At 64.8% G+C, this 16,748-nt stretch carries 11 protein-coding genes and 2 pseudogenes; 12 read left to right on the plus strand and 1 reads right to left on the minus strand.

The window, feature by feature from the left end; genetic code table 11:
* The first annotated feature begins 129 nt into the window (after nt 1–129).
* The 5 genes and pseudogenes from FK527_RS11545 to FK527_RS17575 all read left to right on the plus strand — a co-directional run.
* A complete protein-coding gene (locus tag FK527_RS11545; RefSeq protein ID WP_222116149.1) occupies nt 130–1,290 on the plus strand; it encodes an efflux RND transporter periplasmic adaptor subunit in 1,161 nt (386 codons plus the stop codon).
* On the plus strand, nt 1,287–4,610 hold the full coding sequence (locus FK527_RS11550; RefSeq protein ID WP_144733847.1) for an efflux RND transporter permease subunit: 3,324 nt from the start codon (nt 1,287–1,289) through the stop codon (nt 4,608–4,610). The genes FK527_RS11545 and FK527_RS11550 overlap by 4 nt, the downstream gene beginning before the upstream one ends.
* Nucleotides 4,603–6,093 (plus strand): efflux transporter outer membrane subunit, encoded by a 1,491-nt coding sequence (locus tag FK527_RS11555; protein WP_144733850.1) that lies wholly within the window; start codon nt 4,603–4,605, stop codon nt 6,091–6,093. Before FK527_RS11550 ends, FK527_RS11555 begins: the two co-directional genes overlap by 8 nt.
* Nucleotides 6,094–6,102: 9 nt before the next feature.
* Nucleotides 6,103–6,666, plus strand: a complete 564-nt coding sequence (locus tag FK527_RS17570) for a hypothetical protein (protein WP_246072762.1) — start codon at nt 6,103–6,105, stop codon at nt 6,664–6,666.
* Nucleotides 6,663–7,646 (plus strand): annotated as a pseudogene (locus FK527_RS17575) (MGDG synthase family glycosyltransferase); the annotation flags it as partial. The gene FK527_RS17570 and the pseudogene FK527_RS17575, both read left to right, overlap by 4 nt.
* A gap of 1,449 nt (nt 7,647–9,095) precedes the next feature.
* Here the strand turns inward: FK527_RS17575 and FK527_RS17580 are convergent.
* Nucleotides 9,096–9,320 (minus strand): annotated as a pseudogene (locus tag FK527_RS17580) (transposase); the annotation flags it as partial.
* Between the two features lie 112 nt (nt 9,321–9,432).
* On the opposite strand from FK527_RS17580, the gene FK527_RS11575 reads away from it, so the two are divergent.
* From FK527_RS11575 to nadS, 7 genes are all read left to right on the plus strand, one after another.
* Nucleotides 9,433–10,137, plus strand: coding sequence for a CerR family C-terminal domain-containing protein (locus FK527_RS11575; RefSeq protein ID WP_144733859.1), 705 nt, complete (start codon nt 9,433–9,435; stop codon nt 10,135–10,137).
* A 36-nt stretch (nt 10,138–10,173) separates the two neighbouring features.
* Nucleotides 10,174–10,782 carry a hypothetical protein gene (locus tag FK527_RS11580; RefSeq protein WP_144733862.1) on the plus strand — a complete coding sequence of 203 codons (609 nt, stop codon included), beginning with the start codon at nt 10,174–10,176 and terminating at the stop codon, nt 10,780–10,782.
* A gap of 376 nt (nt 10,783–11,158) precedes the next feature.
* Complete coding sequence (locus tag FK527_RS11585) at nt 11,159–11,866, plus strand: hypothetical protein (protein ID WP_144733865.1); 708 nt, start codon at nt 11,159–11,161, stop codon at nt 11,864–11,866.
* 506 nt (nt 11,867–12,372) lie between these two features.
* Nucleotides 12,373–12,924, plus strand: coding sequence for a methylated-DNA--[protein]-cysteine S-methyltransferase (locus FK527_RS11590; protein ID WP_144733868.1), 552 nt, complete (start codon nt 12,373–12,375; stop codon nt 12,922–12,924).
* A gap of 197 nt (nt 12,925–13,121) precedes the next feature.
* Nucleotides 13,122–16,064, plus strand: a complete 2,943-nt coding sequence (locus FK527_RS11595; RefSeq protein ID WP_144733871.1) for a class I SAM-dependent DNA methyltransferase — start codon at nt 13,122–13,124, stop codon at nt 16,062–16,064.
* Nucleotides 16,065–16,125: 61 nt separating this feature from the next.
* A complete protein-coding gene (locus FK527_RS11600; RefSeq protein ID WP_144733874.1) occupies nt 16,126–16,437 on the plus strand; it encodes a type II toxin-antitoxin system RelE/ParE family toxin in 312 nt (103 codons plus the stop codon).
* Entirely contained in the window at nt 16,434–16,730 is a 297-nt protein-coding gene (gene nadS, locus FK527_RS11605) for a NadS family protein (protein ID WP_425460443.1), read from the plus strand. Before FK527_RS11600 ends, nadS begins: the two co-directional genes overlap by 4 nt.
* Nucleotides 16,731–16,748 lie beyond the last annotated feature (18 nt).

Consider the following 16,748-nt stretch of genomic DNA (forward strand, 5'->3'; position numbering starts at 1 on the left):
CGTGCCTCGGCAAGCAGGCAAGCGCGGAACTTATCGGGCCGGGCGTTGGGGGACGTTCACGGATTCAGGAAATAGTTCGATCGTACGAACTTGTTTAGAATCTGACATGACCAAGACTTCGAGATACTCATGAATCGCTTGACTACCTATGCGCTCGGCCGCCATAGCCCCGTACCGTCGGTCTGGGAGGCTGGCACGCAGAGCGCAGGCAGGGGCACGCAGGCGTGCATGGCGGCTGTGCTGTCCCTCTGCGTATTTCTGCTCGCCGCCTGCACGGATGGCTCAAGCTCGCCTCGATCCGCATCCACGCCGATGCCTGCGGAAGTTGTCGTGGTACGGCAGGCACGATGGCCTGTTACCAACGACGTGACTGGCAGCGTCGTCTCTGATGGACGCATCGACGTGGCTTCGCGCGTGACCGGATTCATTCGCCAGCTCGATGTTCGCGAGGGCCAGGCGGTCAGGCGCGGCGACCTGCTGTTGCGCATCGACGCCTCTGACATCGACGCGGCCATCGCGCAGGCACGCGCCGGCGTGCAGGCCGCCCAGGAGGCTTGGCGGGATGCGCAGCACGACGCGAACCAGAACGCGCAACTGGCGCCGGCAGGCGCGATCTCGGCTGACGCGCTGCGCAAGTCCAGGGTGCGGGAGGAAACCACCCGCGCGGCGCTGGAACAAGCGCAGTCGGCGTTGGCGGCGGCACAGGCGCAACGCAACTACGTGACCATCACCAGTCCGGTGGATGGCGTGGTCGTCTCGGTGGCCCGGCGCAGCGGCGAGATGGCTACTCCCGGCGCGCCGCTGATGACGGTGGAGTCGCGCGAGGTCTTGCTGTTCAAGGCGTTCGTACCCGAGCGCAGCTTGGCGGCAGTCAAGGTCGGCGACTCGATTCCCGTGCGCATCGACGCGCTGGGCGATGAGCGGCTCAAGGGACGGGTCCGGGGTGTTGTGCCGTCGGGTGATGGCGTGACCCGCCGCTACGAGGTGGACATCGTGCTGCCGCGGGACGCGCGCCTGCTGCCGGGAATGTTCGGCCGCCTCGAAATCCTGCTGGACGAGAAGCGGGCCGTCACGGTGCCGCGTGCGGCCCTCGTTCGGCGCGGTGGCTTGGACGGTGTGTTCGTGCTGCAGGACGGTGTGGCGCGTTTTCGCTGGCTGCGCACCGGCCAGCGCCTGGGCGATGGGGTGGAGGTGAGCGCCGGCCTGTCGGACGGAGAAACCATTCTCGCCAGCGTCGCCGACACCGTCCATGACGGCATGCCGGTCCAGGCCGCCGGGGGCGCGCGATGACGCAGCAGCGCCTGAACTTCGCGGGTTTTCTCGCGAAGCACTTCATCACCTCCAAGCTCACGCTGGTCTTCATCATCGCCGTGGCGTTGATGGGCGTCGTGGCGGTGCTGCAGACCCCGCGCGAGGAAAACCCGCAGATCATCGTGCCCGCTGCCGCCGTGATGGTCGGCCTGCCGGGCGCCTCTGCCAGTGAGGTCGAAGCGCTGGTGGTCACGCCCCTCGAAGGCATTCTGAGCGAACTGCCCGGCGTCGATCACATCGAGAGCACTTCCCGCAACTCGCAGGGAATCGTTCAGGTGCAATTCAAGGTCGGCGAATCGAAGGAGCAGTCACTGGTCAAGCTTTATGACCGCGTGATGGCCAGCCGCGCCTGGCTGCCTGCCGACGCCACGACGCCACTGGTGCAAAGCATCGACGCGGACGACGTGCCGATCGTCACCTTCACGCTGGCTTCGTCGAAATACGATGACTACGCGCTCAACCGCATGGCCGAACGCATGGCCGAGCGCCTGCGCAGTACCGAAAACGTCTCGGTGGTTTCCTTGCGCGGCGGGCAGCACCGCGAAATCACCATCGAATTGGACCCCGATCGCCTGCAGGCTTACGGCGTGACCCTCGGCCAAGCCCGAGCGGCCTTCCCAGCCAGCAACCTGACCTTGCCACTGCAGCCCACCGTACGTGACGGTCAGGTACAAGCCATCAAGCTGGATGCGGCCTATACCTCGGCCGAGGATGTCCGCAACCAGCTCATCGCCGTGCGCGACAAGCGGCCGGTTTACGTGCGCGACGTGGCCACCGTCACCGACGGCCCGCCGCCGGAGCCGGCCACGGCCAGCCGCCTCTCCTTCGGCCCCGGCGATCCACGCTTTGGCACGGCCTATGCCACAGACCTGCCCGCCGTCACCATCGCTGTGGCCAAAAAGAAGGGCGCCAATGCCGTGGTGGTCGCCAATGCAGTGATCGACCGCATGCAGCGCATGCAGGCCAGCTTCGTGCCCCAGGACATCCAGGTCGTGGTGACGCGCAACGACGGCCAGAAGGCCGACGACGCGGTCAACCTGCTGCTGGAACACCTGGCGATCGCCCTCGTCACCGTGGGCCTGGTGCTGATCCTCTTCCTGGGCTGGCGCGAGGCGTTGATCGTGATGATCACGGTGCCGTTGATCATGGGCATCACGCTGACGGCCAACCTGCTCGGCGGCGTCACCATCAACCGCGTCACGCTGTTCGCCCTGATCCTGGCACTGGGGCTGCTGGTGGACGCCGCCATCGTGGTCATCGAGAACATCCACCGCCACTACGCCAGCCGCAAACCGAAGGCAGACAAGCAGGCGGAAACCGTGCTGGCGACCAACGAGATCGGCAACGCCACCAATCTGGCCACCTTTGCGGTGATGCTGGTCTTCATCACCCTGCTGCTGGCCCTGACCGGCATGCCGCGCCAGTATTTTTTCCCGATAGCGGTCACCGTGCCGGTCGCCATGGTCGCCTCCATCGTGGTGGCCTACATCGTCGTGCCATGGGCGTCCAATCGCTGGCTTCATCGCCACGAAGTCCAGCGGGAAGAATCATCATGGCCGGAAACCGAACACGGACAGCTTGTCCATGGTCACGGCGCACCGGGACGGATCGAGCGCCTCTACCTGCGCCTGTTCGGCCCTCTGCAGCAGCGCAGAAACGTGCGCATTGGCTTCGCTCTGGCGGTGCTGCTGCTGATGGCGGTTTCGCTGATGCAAGGCGCCTGGCAGTTCGTCCGTCCGGCGGGCGTGGGCGGGGCCGTGTCCGCGCTGGGCGTGCCGATCGGCTTTCTGCCCAAGGATGACCAGAACACCTTCAACGTGGTGGTTTCGATGCCGGAAACCACACCGGTGGAAGACACCGATCGCCTGGTACGCCAGGTGACCGCGGTGCTGGCGCGGGAGCCACACGTGCTCAACTACCAGACTTGGGTCGGCCAGGCAGGTGTGGCCGACTTCAGCGGTCTGTTCAAGGGTACCGCCGCGCGTGCCGGCAGCCACGTCGCGGAAATCCGCGTCAACCTCACCGACAAGCGTCACCGCAAGGAAAGCTCCATCGACATCGTGCGCGAACTGCGCCCTCGAGTGGAAGCGGTCCGCGCTGCTTGGCCCGGTGCCGAGGTCGCGCTGGTGGAGCAGCCGCCGGGTCCGCCGCTGCGCTCGACCGTTTTGGCGGAAATCTACGGCCCCGACGCCGAGGGGCTGCGCACGCTGTCGGCTCAGGTGCGCAGGGCCTTCGCACAAACCTACGACACCGTCGACATCACCGACACCGAACCGGAAGATGTGCGGGAGCACCGCATCGTGCCGGACAAGGACAAGGCCGCGCTCTCCGGCGTCTCGACTGCGCAGATTGCCGAGGCGCTGGCGCTGGTCTATGGAGGCACCACGCTCGGCCGCGCCCACGTACCGGACGAGAAACTGCCGGTAGTGGTCAGGGCCTTCGTGCCACGCCGCTTCGAGGTCGATCCCGCCCGGCTCGACCGGGTGTTCGTGGACAACGCCGCCGGCCGACCCGTGCCGCTGGCGGAGTTGGTCAAAGTGGTTCCCGCATCGGTCGATCGCCCCATCCTGCACCGCGACAACGAGAAGGTCACCTTCGTCGGCGCAGAACTTTCGGACTCGGTGCCGCTGTACGCCGTGCTCGACCTGCAGCGGCGCCTGCATGGCATCACCGCGCCGGACGGACGCCCGCTGCGCACCGGCAACCTGCGCTTCAAGGAAGACGTGCCCGACACCATCGACGGCTACCAGTTGCTGTGGGGCGGCGAGATGCGCATGACGCTGGACGTGTACCGGGATCTCTCCCTCTCCCTCAGCGGCGCCTTGCTCATCATCTATTTCGCGCTGGTCGCCTACTACCGCTCGTTCATCGTTCCGCTGGTGGCCATGTCGGCCGTGCCGCTCGGCATCATCGGCATTTTTCCGGGGCATTGGCTGGTCGGCATGGATTTCTCCGCCACATCCATGGTCGGCATCATCGCGCTGGCGGGGGTGGTGATCCGCAACTCGCTGCTGATCATCGACTTCATCCAGGACAACATCCGCCACGGCATGCCGCTGAAAGAGGCCGTGCGCGAGGCCGGCGCGGTGCGTCTGCGGCCCATCCTGCTGACCATGCTGGCGATCATCTTCGGCTCGGCCGTCATGGTGACCGACCCGGTCTTCGGGGGGCTGGCCGTCTCGCTGATCTTCGGCACGCTGGTCTCGACCGCGCTGACCGTGTTCGTCGTGCCGCTGCTCTACGAGCTGCATGCGAAGCGCCATGCGGCCCCGGCGGCCACAGGAGCAGACCATGTATGAGAACCACAACGGCACATCATCGGCTCGCCGTCGCCTGGCCCGCGCAGGCCATGAGACCGGCCCATCGGCCCGCCATCGGCTCGTCGGCACGCTGGCCGTGGCGGTGCTGGCGATGCTGAGCGGTTGCGCCTCGCTGGCACCCGCGCTCGATCCCATCGCGCTCCCCGTCGCATCGAACTGGCGGACGCAGCCCGACACGCCGGGCGTTGCGGCCGCGGCTGACCTGGCGTGGCGCGAGTACTTCACCGACCCGGCCTTGCAGGCGCTGATCGAGACCGCGCTGGAAAACAACCGCGATCTGCGCGTGGCGCTGCTGCGCACCGAGGAGGCGCGCGCCGCCTTCCGCATCCAGCGTGCGCAGCAGGCGCCAATGGTCGGCGTGGGGGCGCAGCACATCCGCACCGGCCTGCCCGATGGGCTACAGCCGCTGGCGGGCCGCTCGGTCCTGGAGGTCAACGTAGCCTCCGTGGGTATCAGCAGCTGGGAGCTGGACCTGTGGGGCCGCGTACGCAGCATGAAGACCGCCGCATTGGAGCAATGGCTGGCCACCGAGCAGGGCCACCGTGCCGTGGAATTGGCACTGGTCGCCCAGGTCGCCGATGCCTACCTGGGCCTGCGCGAACTCGACGAGCGCATTTCGCTGGCAAGGCGCACGGTGGAAAACCAGCAAGCGCTGGAGCAAATCTTCCAGAAACGCTTGGAGCTGGGCCACGGCTCGCGGCTTGAGCTGACCCAGGTGCGCACCCTGCTGAGCCAGGGCAAAGCCCTGCAGGTGCAACTGGAGCTTGCGCGCGAACAGCAGCGCAATGCCCTGGCGCTGCTGCTCGGCAGCGAACCCCAATTGCCGCCGCCATCGGCCCCGATGGATGAAGCCCTGGTCATGCCCGAACTGAGACCCGGGCTGCCGTCGGACCTGCTGGCGAACCGCCCGGACATCCTGGCCGCCGAGCATGCGCTGCGGGCGCGCCAGGCCAACATCGGTGCGGCGCGCGCCGCGTTCTTCCCGCGCATCGCACTGACCGGCGGCGCCGGCTCGGTCAGCACCAGCCTGAGCGACCTGTTCTCGTCGGGCACCCGGGCATGGTTGTTCCAGCCGACGATCGAACTGCCGATCTTCGATGCCGGCATGCGACAGGCCAATCTCGACGTCAGCGTCGTGCGGCGCGACATCGCCATTGCCGAATACGAGCGCGCCATCCAGGCAGCGTTTCGCGACGTTTCCGACGCCCTGGCCGCAAGGCAGAAGCTCGCCGAGCAACTCGCCGTGGCGCGCCAGGCCCACGCCGCGCAGACCGAGCGTTTGAAACTGGCGCGGATGCTGTTCGATGCCGGTTCGGCGGCGCACCTGGAGGTACTGGACGCCGAGCGCGACCTGCTTGCCGTCGAGCAGCAACTGGTGCAGGTACGCAGGGCGGCATTGTCAAGCCAAATCGGGCTGTACGCAGCGCTGGGCGGTGGCATCAACCAGCCCCCGAAAAGATGAGGAGGCGCAATGCTCTGGCAGGCACTGAGCGCGATGCGTGATCTACGGCGTTTGCACGAAATCGCCTCGATCCTGGTCCGCTACGGCTTTGGCGACATGGTGCGCCGGATGGGGCTGTCCAACGCCCTGGAGCGGGCGGGGACGGCGCTGCACTGGAGCGAAGCGGCAGACTTCGCCCACATGACGCCCCCTGAACGAGTGCGGCGGGCGCTGGAGGAGATGGGGCCGACTTTGTCAAGCTCGGTCAGGTGCGCGCTACCCGGGCCGATCTACTCGAACCCGAGTGGACCGCCGAAGCAACTGCAGTTGAGCGAAATGCTGTCCGACCTCGTGGTGATACCGCGCCAACATCACCTCGTCCTGCCCAATGACCAGCTCGACCATGCTGCCAACCGTCTGGTGATCGGGATCGTCGTCGCCGCGCTCATCGTCGGTTCGTCCATCGTCATGACCGTGCCGGGAGGACCGACGCTCCTGGGATTGCCGGTCTTCGGCCTTCTCGGATTCCTTGGCGCGACAGTCGGCGGCCTATGGATTCTGTTTTCCATTCTGCATAGCGGGAGAGGACGATGAGCACCACCGGAAAGATCGTCATCTTCTATTCCTCCATCGGATACGGACACATCAGTGCCGCGCAATCCATTCGGGACGAGATACGGCGGCAATCTCCGACGACCCCGGTGCTGCTGCAGGACATCCGCGCGTTCATGCACCCGGTGTGGCGACGGGTTGACGAGCGCCTGTACTGGTTCGTCGCCAACCATCTGCCGGAGTGCTTCGAGAGTCTGTTCCGTGCGATGCAGACGCGCGGCAACCGTGTGCCCTCGCTGTCGAGGCTGCCCAACGACTATCCGGAAGAAAGTGTATTGGCCTACCTGACCGCACAGCGGCCGGATGCCGTTCTCGCCACCCACTACGGGGCAGCCCAAGTGCTGGGAACCTTGCGCGAGAAAGGGCTGCTGTCCGACACGAGAATGGGCTGGCTGCACACGGATTTCTTCGAGGGCTATTTCCCGCGCATCTCCAAGCGGATCGACCGTACTTTTCTTGCCCACCCGGAACTGGAAACGCGCTGGCGCGCAGCGGGCGTGCCGACCGACAAGGTTGTTACCAGCGGCATGCCGGTGCGGATTCCAGAGAGATCCGCCGACGCCCGCCGCGCCACGCTCCAGGGCCTTGGGCTGTCGGCGGACGTGCCGACCCTGCTGCTGACCGGTGGCAAGGAAGGTGCGGGCGACTATGCCGGGGTCATCGGCAGCGTCGTTCGCCACTGCCCGGGGCGCTTGCAGATCATCGCGGTGTGCGGTGCGAATTCGAGGCGGTACGGGGCGCTCGCCGAGCTGCGGGAAAGACTGCCGGAGAGGGTGGCGCTGAAGCCGCTGGGGTTGCTGCCGCGCAGCGACATGGTGTCCTGCATGGCGGCCGCCGACATTCTGGTCACCAAGGCCGGCGGAATGACGCCGGCAGAGGCTTTCGCCCTCGGGGTACCGACCGTGCTGCTCGACGTGATCAGCGGCCACGAGCGCGAGAACGCAGCCCTGTTCCAGCGCCAGGGCCTGGCCAGGTTTGCGGCCAGCGTCGACGATGCGGGGAAGTACGCGATGGAACTGTTGTGCGACCCCGCCCAGCGGGAAGCGATGCTGCGTGCGCAGAGGGAGTTCCGGCAGAGCATCGACATCGCAAGCATCGTGCGGTTTGCGCTGGACGATGGTTTCAGGCCGACTTACCCACTGCCCGACTATGGCGTCGAGAACGGCGTGCCCGTCCAGGGCATCGATCAAGCGCTGGCGCAATTGGATTCCGAAGCACCGGCAGAGGTCGAGCTGCTGTTGTCTTACGCCACGTCCAAAACGCCGCAACGGGTCGTGCTCGAAAACCCGTTCGGGCATCTGGCCATCCGCGTCGGCGACACCGTCTACAGCGCGAACTACATCGCGGACCCGTCCGTCGATCCGAACTTCCTGCAGCACGTGAGCCTGGCGGACTACTTGTACGGCATCCATCGTCCGTCCCGTTCGCAAGTCCATACCAACACCTACGGCATGGCCTATGGCCGTGAGACGCTCGGGCTGCGGGTCCAGGGCATTCCCGCCGAGCGCCGTGCGGCGATGGTGGTCGAGGCGCACCGCATCGAAACCGGCTTCCGGGACGCAAGCCTGCGCTGGAGCCGCAGCGAATTCAATTGCGCCGACGTGGTGGCGCGCATTCTCGCTGCCGGTGGTTACGACGACCGCTCCCTGTACGACCGGGCGGGCCTGCCGAGCATGCCGCTGGATTTGTTCGAGCGGATGCGGGCGCACTTCGAGTCCGATACTTCCTTGCGGGAAGAACTGGTGGCCTACCGATTGCTGCCAGGAACGCAGGCAAGCTACCGCTTCTCCCGTTTCCCGCTGTCGATGGGGCAGCCGCTGCGCTCGGTGGCGCGCGTCCTGGGCGATGCGCAGCCAGACGCGCTCGAACAGGCGGTGGCCCGGCAGGTCACCAGTTACTTCGGCGACCGGCAACTCTACGTGGAGGACCTGCGGGCATGCTGGCCCGCTTCGCCAGCTGCGGGCCGTCCCCACTTGGCGCTGGAACGGGCCATCCTCGCCGATCTGCGGCGCCTGCTCGCGGCCTACGTGAAACTGCCGCTCACGCGGATCGAACGCCTGGGGAGCCTCCCCGCCGCAGCGGCGTTCTACCGCCTCGTCGATCGCGGGCTCGAACTTGCCCGACTCGCCACCGAGCATGCCGAGGACGATCCGCGCCCTCGCACCTACCGCCTGCGTGCGCTGTTCACCCAGCTCGTGGAGGGCTACGGGCGGATTGACCCGCAGCGCTTAAAGTCTCGCCACGTGCGGTCATACCTTGCGCGGCTTCGAGCGTTCGAGTTGGCGCTGGGACGTGAACTCGTGCCCGCCGGTACTTCGTGGGCGCTCCTGCCCGCCTGGTGGCACAGGATGACGGCACTCGCTCGCACCGGTGCGCGGTCGCACCCTCGCAGCAGGGGGGCGAAGGGGGTCAGCGGCATGCGGATTGATTCGGGCGAAGTCGAGCCCAACGGCGATGCGAAAGAGCACGGTGCGCATCCTCTTGAAGCCGATCCGGCCACGCGCTTGACGCTTGGTGGCCTGGAAAAGCCCATTCAGGGCTTCCAGGAGGCTGTCAGCCCGGTGGGTCTGGGTCCAGGCGGCGATGCCATCGAAGGAGTTTCGGATCAGCCAGGCGACGTCCCTCATCGGCTTGAGACCCCCGTGACCGTTGCCACTGATCATGAGGTACCCGATTTTTCGCAGTCCCATTACCATTGAAAAGATCGTTCGTATGAACTATGCTTTTATTGGAACAGTCGGAGGATGTATGTCCAATCATGCCGAAACAACCAGCGGCCACGAGGCGCGCAGCGCCAAGACCCGATCGCAGTTGATCGAAGCGACGATTGACGTTGTCTCTGCCGTTGGCTACGAGGGGGCAACCACGCGCGCCCTGGCGCAGGCGGCCAAAACCACGCTGTCGGCCATTCCCTACCATTTCGGCAGCAAGAAGGAGCTCTATCTGGCCGCAGCGGACATGATTGCCGAGTATGCGGCCCATCGCTTCGCGGAAGCCGCAGCCTTGCTTGACGATACGTCTGACGTCGACGAGCTTTCCGTTCGCTTCGAACTCGCATTGATCCAACTGCTCCACACCATGCTGGAGGAGGCCGAGCCGCATGCCTGGACGGCATTTGTGACCCGCTGCGCTTACGACAACGATGACGCCTTCGCCCTGATTCATGAACGCGCGATCGCTCCGCTGCAGGCGCGTCTGGTACATGCCGCCAGCCAGTTTAGCGGCCGATCTTCCGATGACGAGGCGCTGCGGCTGCGCGTCATCGGAATTCTGACGGCAATTTTCAGTTTCAGGTTTCTGCGCGGCGTGATGCTCCGTGGCATGGACTGGCAAAGCATTCAGAGCGAAGCCGTCAGGCAGATCACGGACATGGTCCGCGATCTCTGCCGAAGCAGCTTTCTTGCCGTTCTGCCGGCTGATCAGGGCGCGAACCGAAAAACAGTCTCCGCTTGATTCCATCAAGCCCTCCCAACTGAAAGGAAGTGCACCATGACGCTCCATTCCTACGCACACCAGACCATCGCATGGGCGAAGCACCGTCTCGATGAGACCGATGCCATTCTCTCCCAGGTCGAGAAATCGGCCGCCGATATCAGGGAGGATGCCCGCAAGCAAGCCGATGCAGCCCACGCACGCCTCGCAGCGTCCCGCGCGAAGCTGCAGCAGTACTACGACGATCTGCGCGCCCAAGCGGATACCGCGAAGCAGGAAGCGAGCGAGATTCAGGACAAGCTCGAAGCCGAATGGATCGAGGTCGAGTCCGCCCTCCAGCAGTTTGTCGGCACGACCGGCGACGAGGTGAAAGCCGTGCGCAGCATCGTCATCGTCCGTGCGCGCGCACAGCGGCAAGCGTGGCAAAACTCCCTGAAGGATTTGGGTGACCAGGCGGCCGATGCCGTCGAGAAGGCCCGCGGCGAACTCGATGCCGCGTTCGATCGCCTCTCCATCGAGGCCGAGAAGTTCCAGGCGCGTATCGGTGAGGTCAAGGACGCTGGCGATGCATCCTGGCGTGCCGTCAAGCAGGGGTTTGCCGATGCCAAGGCCGCTCATGCCATCACGGTCCAGAAGATCAAGGATGCCTTTTCCAAGGTTCTCTGAACCTAGTGTGCTGTCCCGCAAATAACTACACATGAAATCGCGCCTTCGCACTCAGGGCGGCGTTGCAAATCCTCGCGATAGCTGCAGCTATCGCTGCGGTTTGCGCCTTGCCCTGAACGCGAATTCATCGATTTCATTTCGTGCAGCTATTTGCGGGACAGCACACTAGGAGCCTGTCGGACTTTGGGCGTCGATAGCGAGAATGCGCCCCAGCGAGACCAGTTTTTGCCGGATTCGCCGCCCCATAGCGAGACTATGGGGCAAGAAGACAGTAAAAAATGGGCCGCTGCGGCGCATTCGCAGCCGACGATCCCAAAGTCCGACAGGCTCCTAGGCGCTACGTTGCTTTTGTTTTGGCTCATCAGGAGAAATCACCATGAAACTTCGCTTTTCCACGATCGCCTTGGCGCTGCTTGCTCAGACAGCGTTGCTGTCGGCTCCTCCCGCCCTGGCACAGAATGCAGAAGCACAGGCCGATTCAGCCGCTCCACAGAAGGAGCCCTCAAGGGTTCACCAAGCACTGGCGTGGTCGCAGGATCGGCTGGCCCAGCTTGATGCCAACATTGCTGCCCTGGAAAAAGACGCCAACAGGCTCCAGGGCGAGGCGCGTACCAAGGCCGATGCGGCGTTGGCGGACCTGCGCAAGCAGCGGGATGCCTATCGCCGCCGGGCTCAAGATGCCGCAGCCAACGCAAAGAACTGGAGCGATGCTCAGGTCGCCGAAGCACGTCAGGCGCTCGACAACGATTGGGCCGCCTTCCAGGCCGCCCGAGACAAGTATCTTGAAGAAAGCAAGGCCAGCATCGCTACGCGGCGCGCCGTACTGGAGGCGGAACTTGAGGCGCAGCAGAAAGCGCTTGCTGGATTGCGTGCCGACGCGGCCAAGCTCGCGGCAGATCAGCGTGCAGCCATTGAAGGGCGTATTGCTGCACTGAATGCAGACGTGGAGGAGACCAAGGCCCGGGTCTCAAAAGCCTCGGCCGAGGCATGGGAGACCACGAAAAAGAGCTATGGGGAAGCCCAACGGCTTTTCTCCGAGACCTATGCGTCCATCCGCCAGTCCATCGACGAGGCTAAAAAGTAATTTCCCTAATGCCGAAGACGCAGACATGTCCTGCGCATTCTCGTCTCTGGCGCCTGTGCAGATGCATGGGAAGGTGACAGCCGGAAAATTCCATTGCTCGGCTTCCTGCCACACGCACTCGCGCTTGCCCTCGCGCAACACCCCACATGGTGTGTGCATCGGCCAGCCGTTCTTTGACCAGTGTCTCCACCGGCGTGCTACACGGGTTCCACTTGATGATGAAGGCGACTTGGCACGCGAGCGCGGCGGGCTGCTGACGGTCATTGGGTCCGCTGCAAAGAAACCCGTCATTGCGAGCCCTGCAGGGGCGCGGCAATCCAGTTCCGTCCTTTGCTGCGCACGCAGGCGCTGTTGCGGCGGCTCCATGGATTGCCGCGGGCCTTCGGCCCCCGCAATGACGGGGCAAAATCATCCCGCGTCCTAATGAACAATCTGGGTTCAACCGCGACGCCCTTGTGTCCGAGCCTCTCCCGCCCGACGCAACCTCTACCCAAACGATGCCCCCCATGCCCCTCGCCACCCACACCTACCCCAGCCCGCTCGGCGATTTGCTCGCCGTGTTTACCGCACGTGGGCTCGGGCTGCTCGAATTTGCGGGCCAGCCGCGCGTGGCGCGTGAACTGGCGCAGCTGCAGGCCGCACGTGGCGATGCGGCACCTGCGCCAGACACCTTGCACGCCTGGACGGCGCAGCTCGGCCACGAACTTTCCGAATACTTTGCGGGCCGGCGGCGCCATTTCGCGCTGCCGCTGGACCTGGTGGGCACGCCGTTTCAGCAGCGCGTGTGGCAGGCGCTGCTGTCCATCCCCTATGGCCAGACCTGGAGCTATGCGCAGCAGGCGCAGCACATCGGCCAGCCCAGCGCCACGCGCGCCGTGGCCGCGGCCAATGGGCAAAACAAGATCAGCATCGTCGTGCCCTGCCACCGCGTGATCGGCAGCAAGGGCCAGCTCACCGGCTACGGCGGCGGCCTGCCGCGCAAGGCGTGGCTGCTGGGGCTGGAGCAGGGGCAACAAGCCGCGCCGCCCGCATCACCGCAGGGGGTGGGCAGGGGGTGAGGTGTTCTCAAAACGGCTACAAGCGCAGCCGATCTGAGAACACCCACACCGCTGCGGCCTCAGCCCGTAGCTCGTAGGCCGGGTTTGCGCAGCCAAACCCAGCATCCGGCTATGCACCGGGAATGCCGGGTTACGCTACGCTAACCCAGCCTACGTTGTTGCACCGCTGCCTTTCCCTTCCTGTTTGCCCACCCCCCATGCCCCTGTCCTGGAACGAAATCAAGTCGCGCGCCATGGCCTTCAGCCGCCAGTGGGCCGACGCGGCCGATGAAAAGCAGCAGTCCATCCCGTTCTGGATCGACTTTTTCGAGGTCTTCGGCATCACCAACCGGCGCGTCGCGAGCTTCGAGCATGCCGTCAAAAAGCACGGCGGCGGGCAGGGTTACGTCGATCTGTTCTGGCCGGGGCAAATGCTGGTCGAGCAAAAGTCGCGCGGCAAGCCCTTGGAGCCCGCGTTCGACCAGGCCATGGGCTACTTTCCCGGCATTGCCGAGCGCGACCTGCCGCACACGCTGGTGGTGTGCGACTTTGCGCGCTTTCGCGTGATCGACCTCGACACGCGCCGCGAAATCAGCTTTGCGCTGGCCGACTTGCACAAGCACGTGCGCTGGTTCGGCTTCATCGCCGGCTACAAGACGCAGGAAATCCGCCCGCAAGACCCCGTCAACATCAAGGCCGCCGAGCGCATGGGCCGCCTGCACGACGCGCTCAAGGCCAGCGGCTACGGGCAGTTTGGTAGCGCGCCCGAACGTGCCGGCCACGCGCTCGAAGTGTTGCTCGTGCGCCTGCTGTTTTGCCTGTTTGCCGACGACACCGCCATCTTCCCCGCGCAGGGCTTTCGCGCCTTCATCGAAGAGCGCACCGCGCCCGACGGGCGCGACACCGGAGCGCTGCTCGCGCAGCTGTTCCAGGTGCTCAACACCCCGCCCGAGCGGCGTTCCACGCACCTCGACGAGCAGCTGGCCGCCTTCCCCTACATCAACGGCCGGTTATTTGAAGAGCTGCTGCCCATCGCCGACTTCGACGCCGCCACGCGCGAGGCGCTGCTCGACGCCTGCGCGCTCGACTGGGCCGGCATCAGCCCGGCCATCTTTGGCAGCCTGTTCCAGAGCATCATGGACGCGCAGGCGCGGCGCAACCTGGGCGCGCACTACACGTCCGAGGAAAACATCCTCAAACTCATCAAGCCGCTGTTCCTCGACGGCCTGCGCGCCGAGTTCGAGCGCGTCAAGCACCAGCGCAACCGCCTGTTCGACTTTCACAAAAAGCTGCGCACCCTGAGCTTTCTTGACCCCGCCTGCGGCTGCGGCAACTTTTTGGTCATCAGCTACCGCGAGCTGCGCCTGCTCGAATTGGACGTGCTGCGCGCCGCCGCCGAACTGCAAGGCCAAAGCGGCCAGCGCAGCATCGACGTGCACAGCCTCATCGGCGTCAACGTCGATCAGTTTTACGGCATAGAGATCGAAGAATTCCCCGCGCAGATCGCCCAGGTCGCGCTGTGGCTGGTGGACCACCAGATGAACCTGCGCGTGGGCGAGGAGTTTGGCCAATACTTCGCGCGCATCCCGCTCGTCACCAGCCCGCACATCGTGCACGGCAATGCGCTTACGCTCGACTGGGCCGCCGTGCTGCCGCCCGCGCGCTGCAGCTTCGTGCTGGGCAATCCGCCGTTTGTGGGTAAAAAAGAGCAAAGCGCCGTGCAGAAAGCCGACTTCGAGCCGGTCATGCGCGACATCAAGGGCTTTGGTGTGCTCGACTTCGTCGCCGCGTGGTACGTCAAGGCGGCGCGCTACCTGCGCACGGCCGAAATGCTATTGAAAAACGAGCTACTGACGCAGGATACACAAGCTCAAACGGCCAATTTCATTCAAAACGCCGCCGCGCCGCGCGTGGCCTTCGTCTCCACCAACAGCATCACGCAGGGCGAGCAGGTGGGCGTGCTCTGGGGCTGGCTGCTCGCGCAGGGCGTGCACATCCAGTTTGCGCACCGCACCTTCGCCTGGAGCAACGAGGCGCGCGGCAAGGCCGCCGTGCACTGCGTCATCATCGGCTTTGGCCTGCAAGACCTGCCCGGCAAAGTCATCTACGAATACGACGACATCAAAGGCCCGGCGCACGCCGTGCCCGCGGCCAACATCAATCCGTATCTGGTCGATGCGCCGGATGTGGTGCTTGGCAAGCGCACCCAGGCAATTTGTCCCGTGCCGCCGATCAGCTACGGCAGCATGGCAAACGATGACGGCCACCTCATACTCGACGCAGCAGCGCGTGATGAATTGCTGCGCACCGAGCCGCAACTGGCCGAACTGATTCGCCCCTACATGGGCGCGCATGAGTTTTTGAACGCAGAACCTCGCTGGTGCCTGTGGCTCAAAGATGCTTCGCCCAGCGTGCTGCGTGGCTCGCCGTCGTTGCGTCGTCGCATCGAATCCGTGCGGGCGTTTCGGGCGGCCAGCCAGCGCCCGACGACGCGCGAACTGGCAAACACCCCGGCATTGTTTGGCGAAGATCGCCAACCAGACGGCGCCTACCTTCTGCTGCCCAAGGTTTCGTCCGAAAACCGCTCCTATATGCCGATGGGCTTCATGTCGCCGCAGGTCGTTGCGAACGGCAGTGCGTTGATCGTTCCCGGCGCCGGTTTGTTCGAATTCGGTGTTCTCCAGTCTGTCATGCACATGGCGTGGATGCGACAGGTATGTGGTCGATTGGAAAGCCGTTATCAGTATTCGGCCCAGATTGTCTACAACAATTTCCCCTGGCCCTTCTGCGCCCTCGATTCCAAGCAAAAAGTGCCTCCAGCCAAGGTACAGCAAGCGCAAGCAGCTATCGAAGCCGCAGCGCAGGCGGTACTCGACGCGCGCGCCCAGTTCCCCGGCAGCACCCTGGCCGACCTGTACGACCCGCTCACCATGCCGCCCGCGCTGCTGCGCACGCACCAAAAGCTCGACGCCGCCGTGGATCGTGCCTACCAGCTCGCCGGCGGCCCCAAAAGCTACAGCGGCGACGCCGAGCGCGTGGCCTTTTTGTTCACGCTCTACCAGCGCATCACCAGCCTGCTGCCCGTCGAATCCGCCCCCGCCAAAAAGCCGCGCCGGCGCGGTACGGGTTTGGGGGCAGGGGGTGTGAAAGACGCGGATTGAGCGGGCACATTCATGCTGAAGGCGCCTTGTTTTATACGCCATTGGCGTATATCATTCGTGTATGGAATTCATCGAAACCCCAACATTCACCCGCTTGCTGGTGGGTTTGTTGACCGATGACGAGTACGCCGGCTTGCAGCACGTGCTGGCCGAAAACCCAGAACGGGGCGATCTCGTCCAGGGTGGCGGTGGAATCCGCAAACTGCGCTATGCGCTGGCAGGACGTGGGAAAAGCGGTGGTGTTCGGGTGATCTATTACTGGCGGCGCCAGGATGCGCAGATTTACATGCTGCTGATCTACCCCAAGTCCAAAAAAGACACGCTCACCGAGCACGAAACCGCCTTGCTGCGCCAATGGGTCAAGGAGTTGTGACAATGGAGCCTACGCTGTTCAATGATCTGCTGCAAAGCCTCAAGGAGGCCAAGGCCATTGCCCATGGTCAGGCGCCCGCAGCGCGCCGCACCAAGGTGACGCCACCCGACGTCAAGGCTGTGCGCGAGCAAATCGGGCTGTCGCAAAGCGAGTTTGCCCAGTTGCTGCAAGTGAGCGTCAGAACGCTCCAAAACTGGGAGCAACATCGCCGCAACCCGACGGGGCCAGCTTCCGCTTTGCTCAAAGTCGTGCAGGCCGCGCCCGACGTGGCGCTGAAGGCTTTGCATGCGTGAGTTCGCCCGCGACAATCC

Source organism: Extensimonas perlucida, from assembly GCF_007655255.1.
Lineage (GTDB): Bacteria > Pseudomonadota > Gammaproteobacteria > Burkholderiales > Burkholderiaceae_C > Extensimonas > Extensimonas perlucida.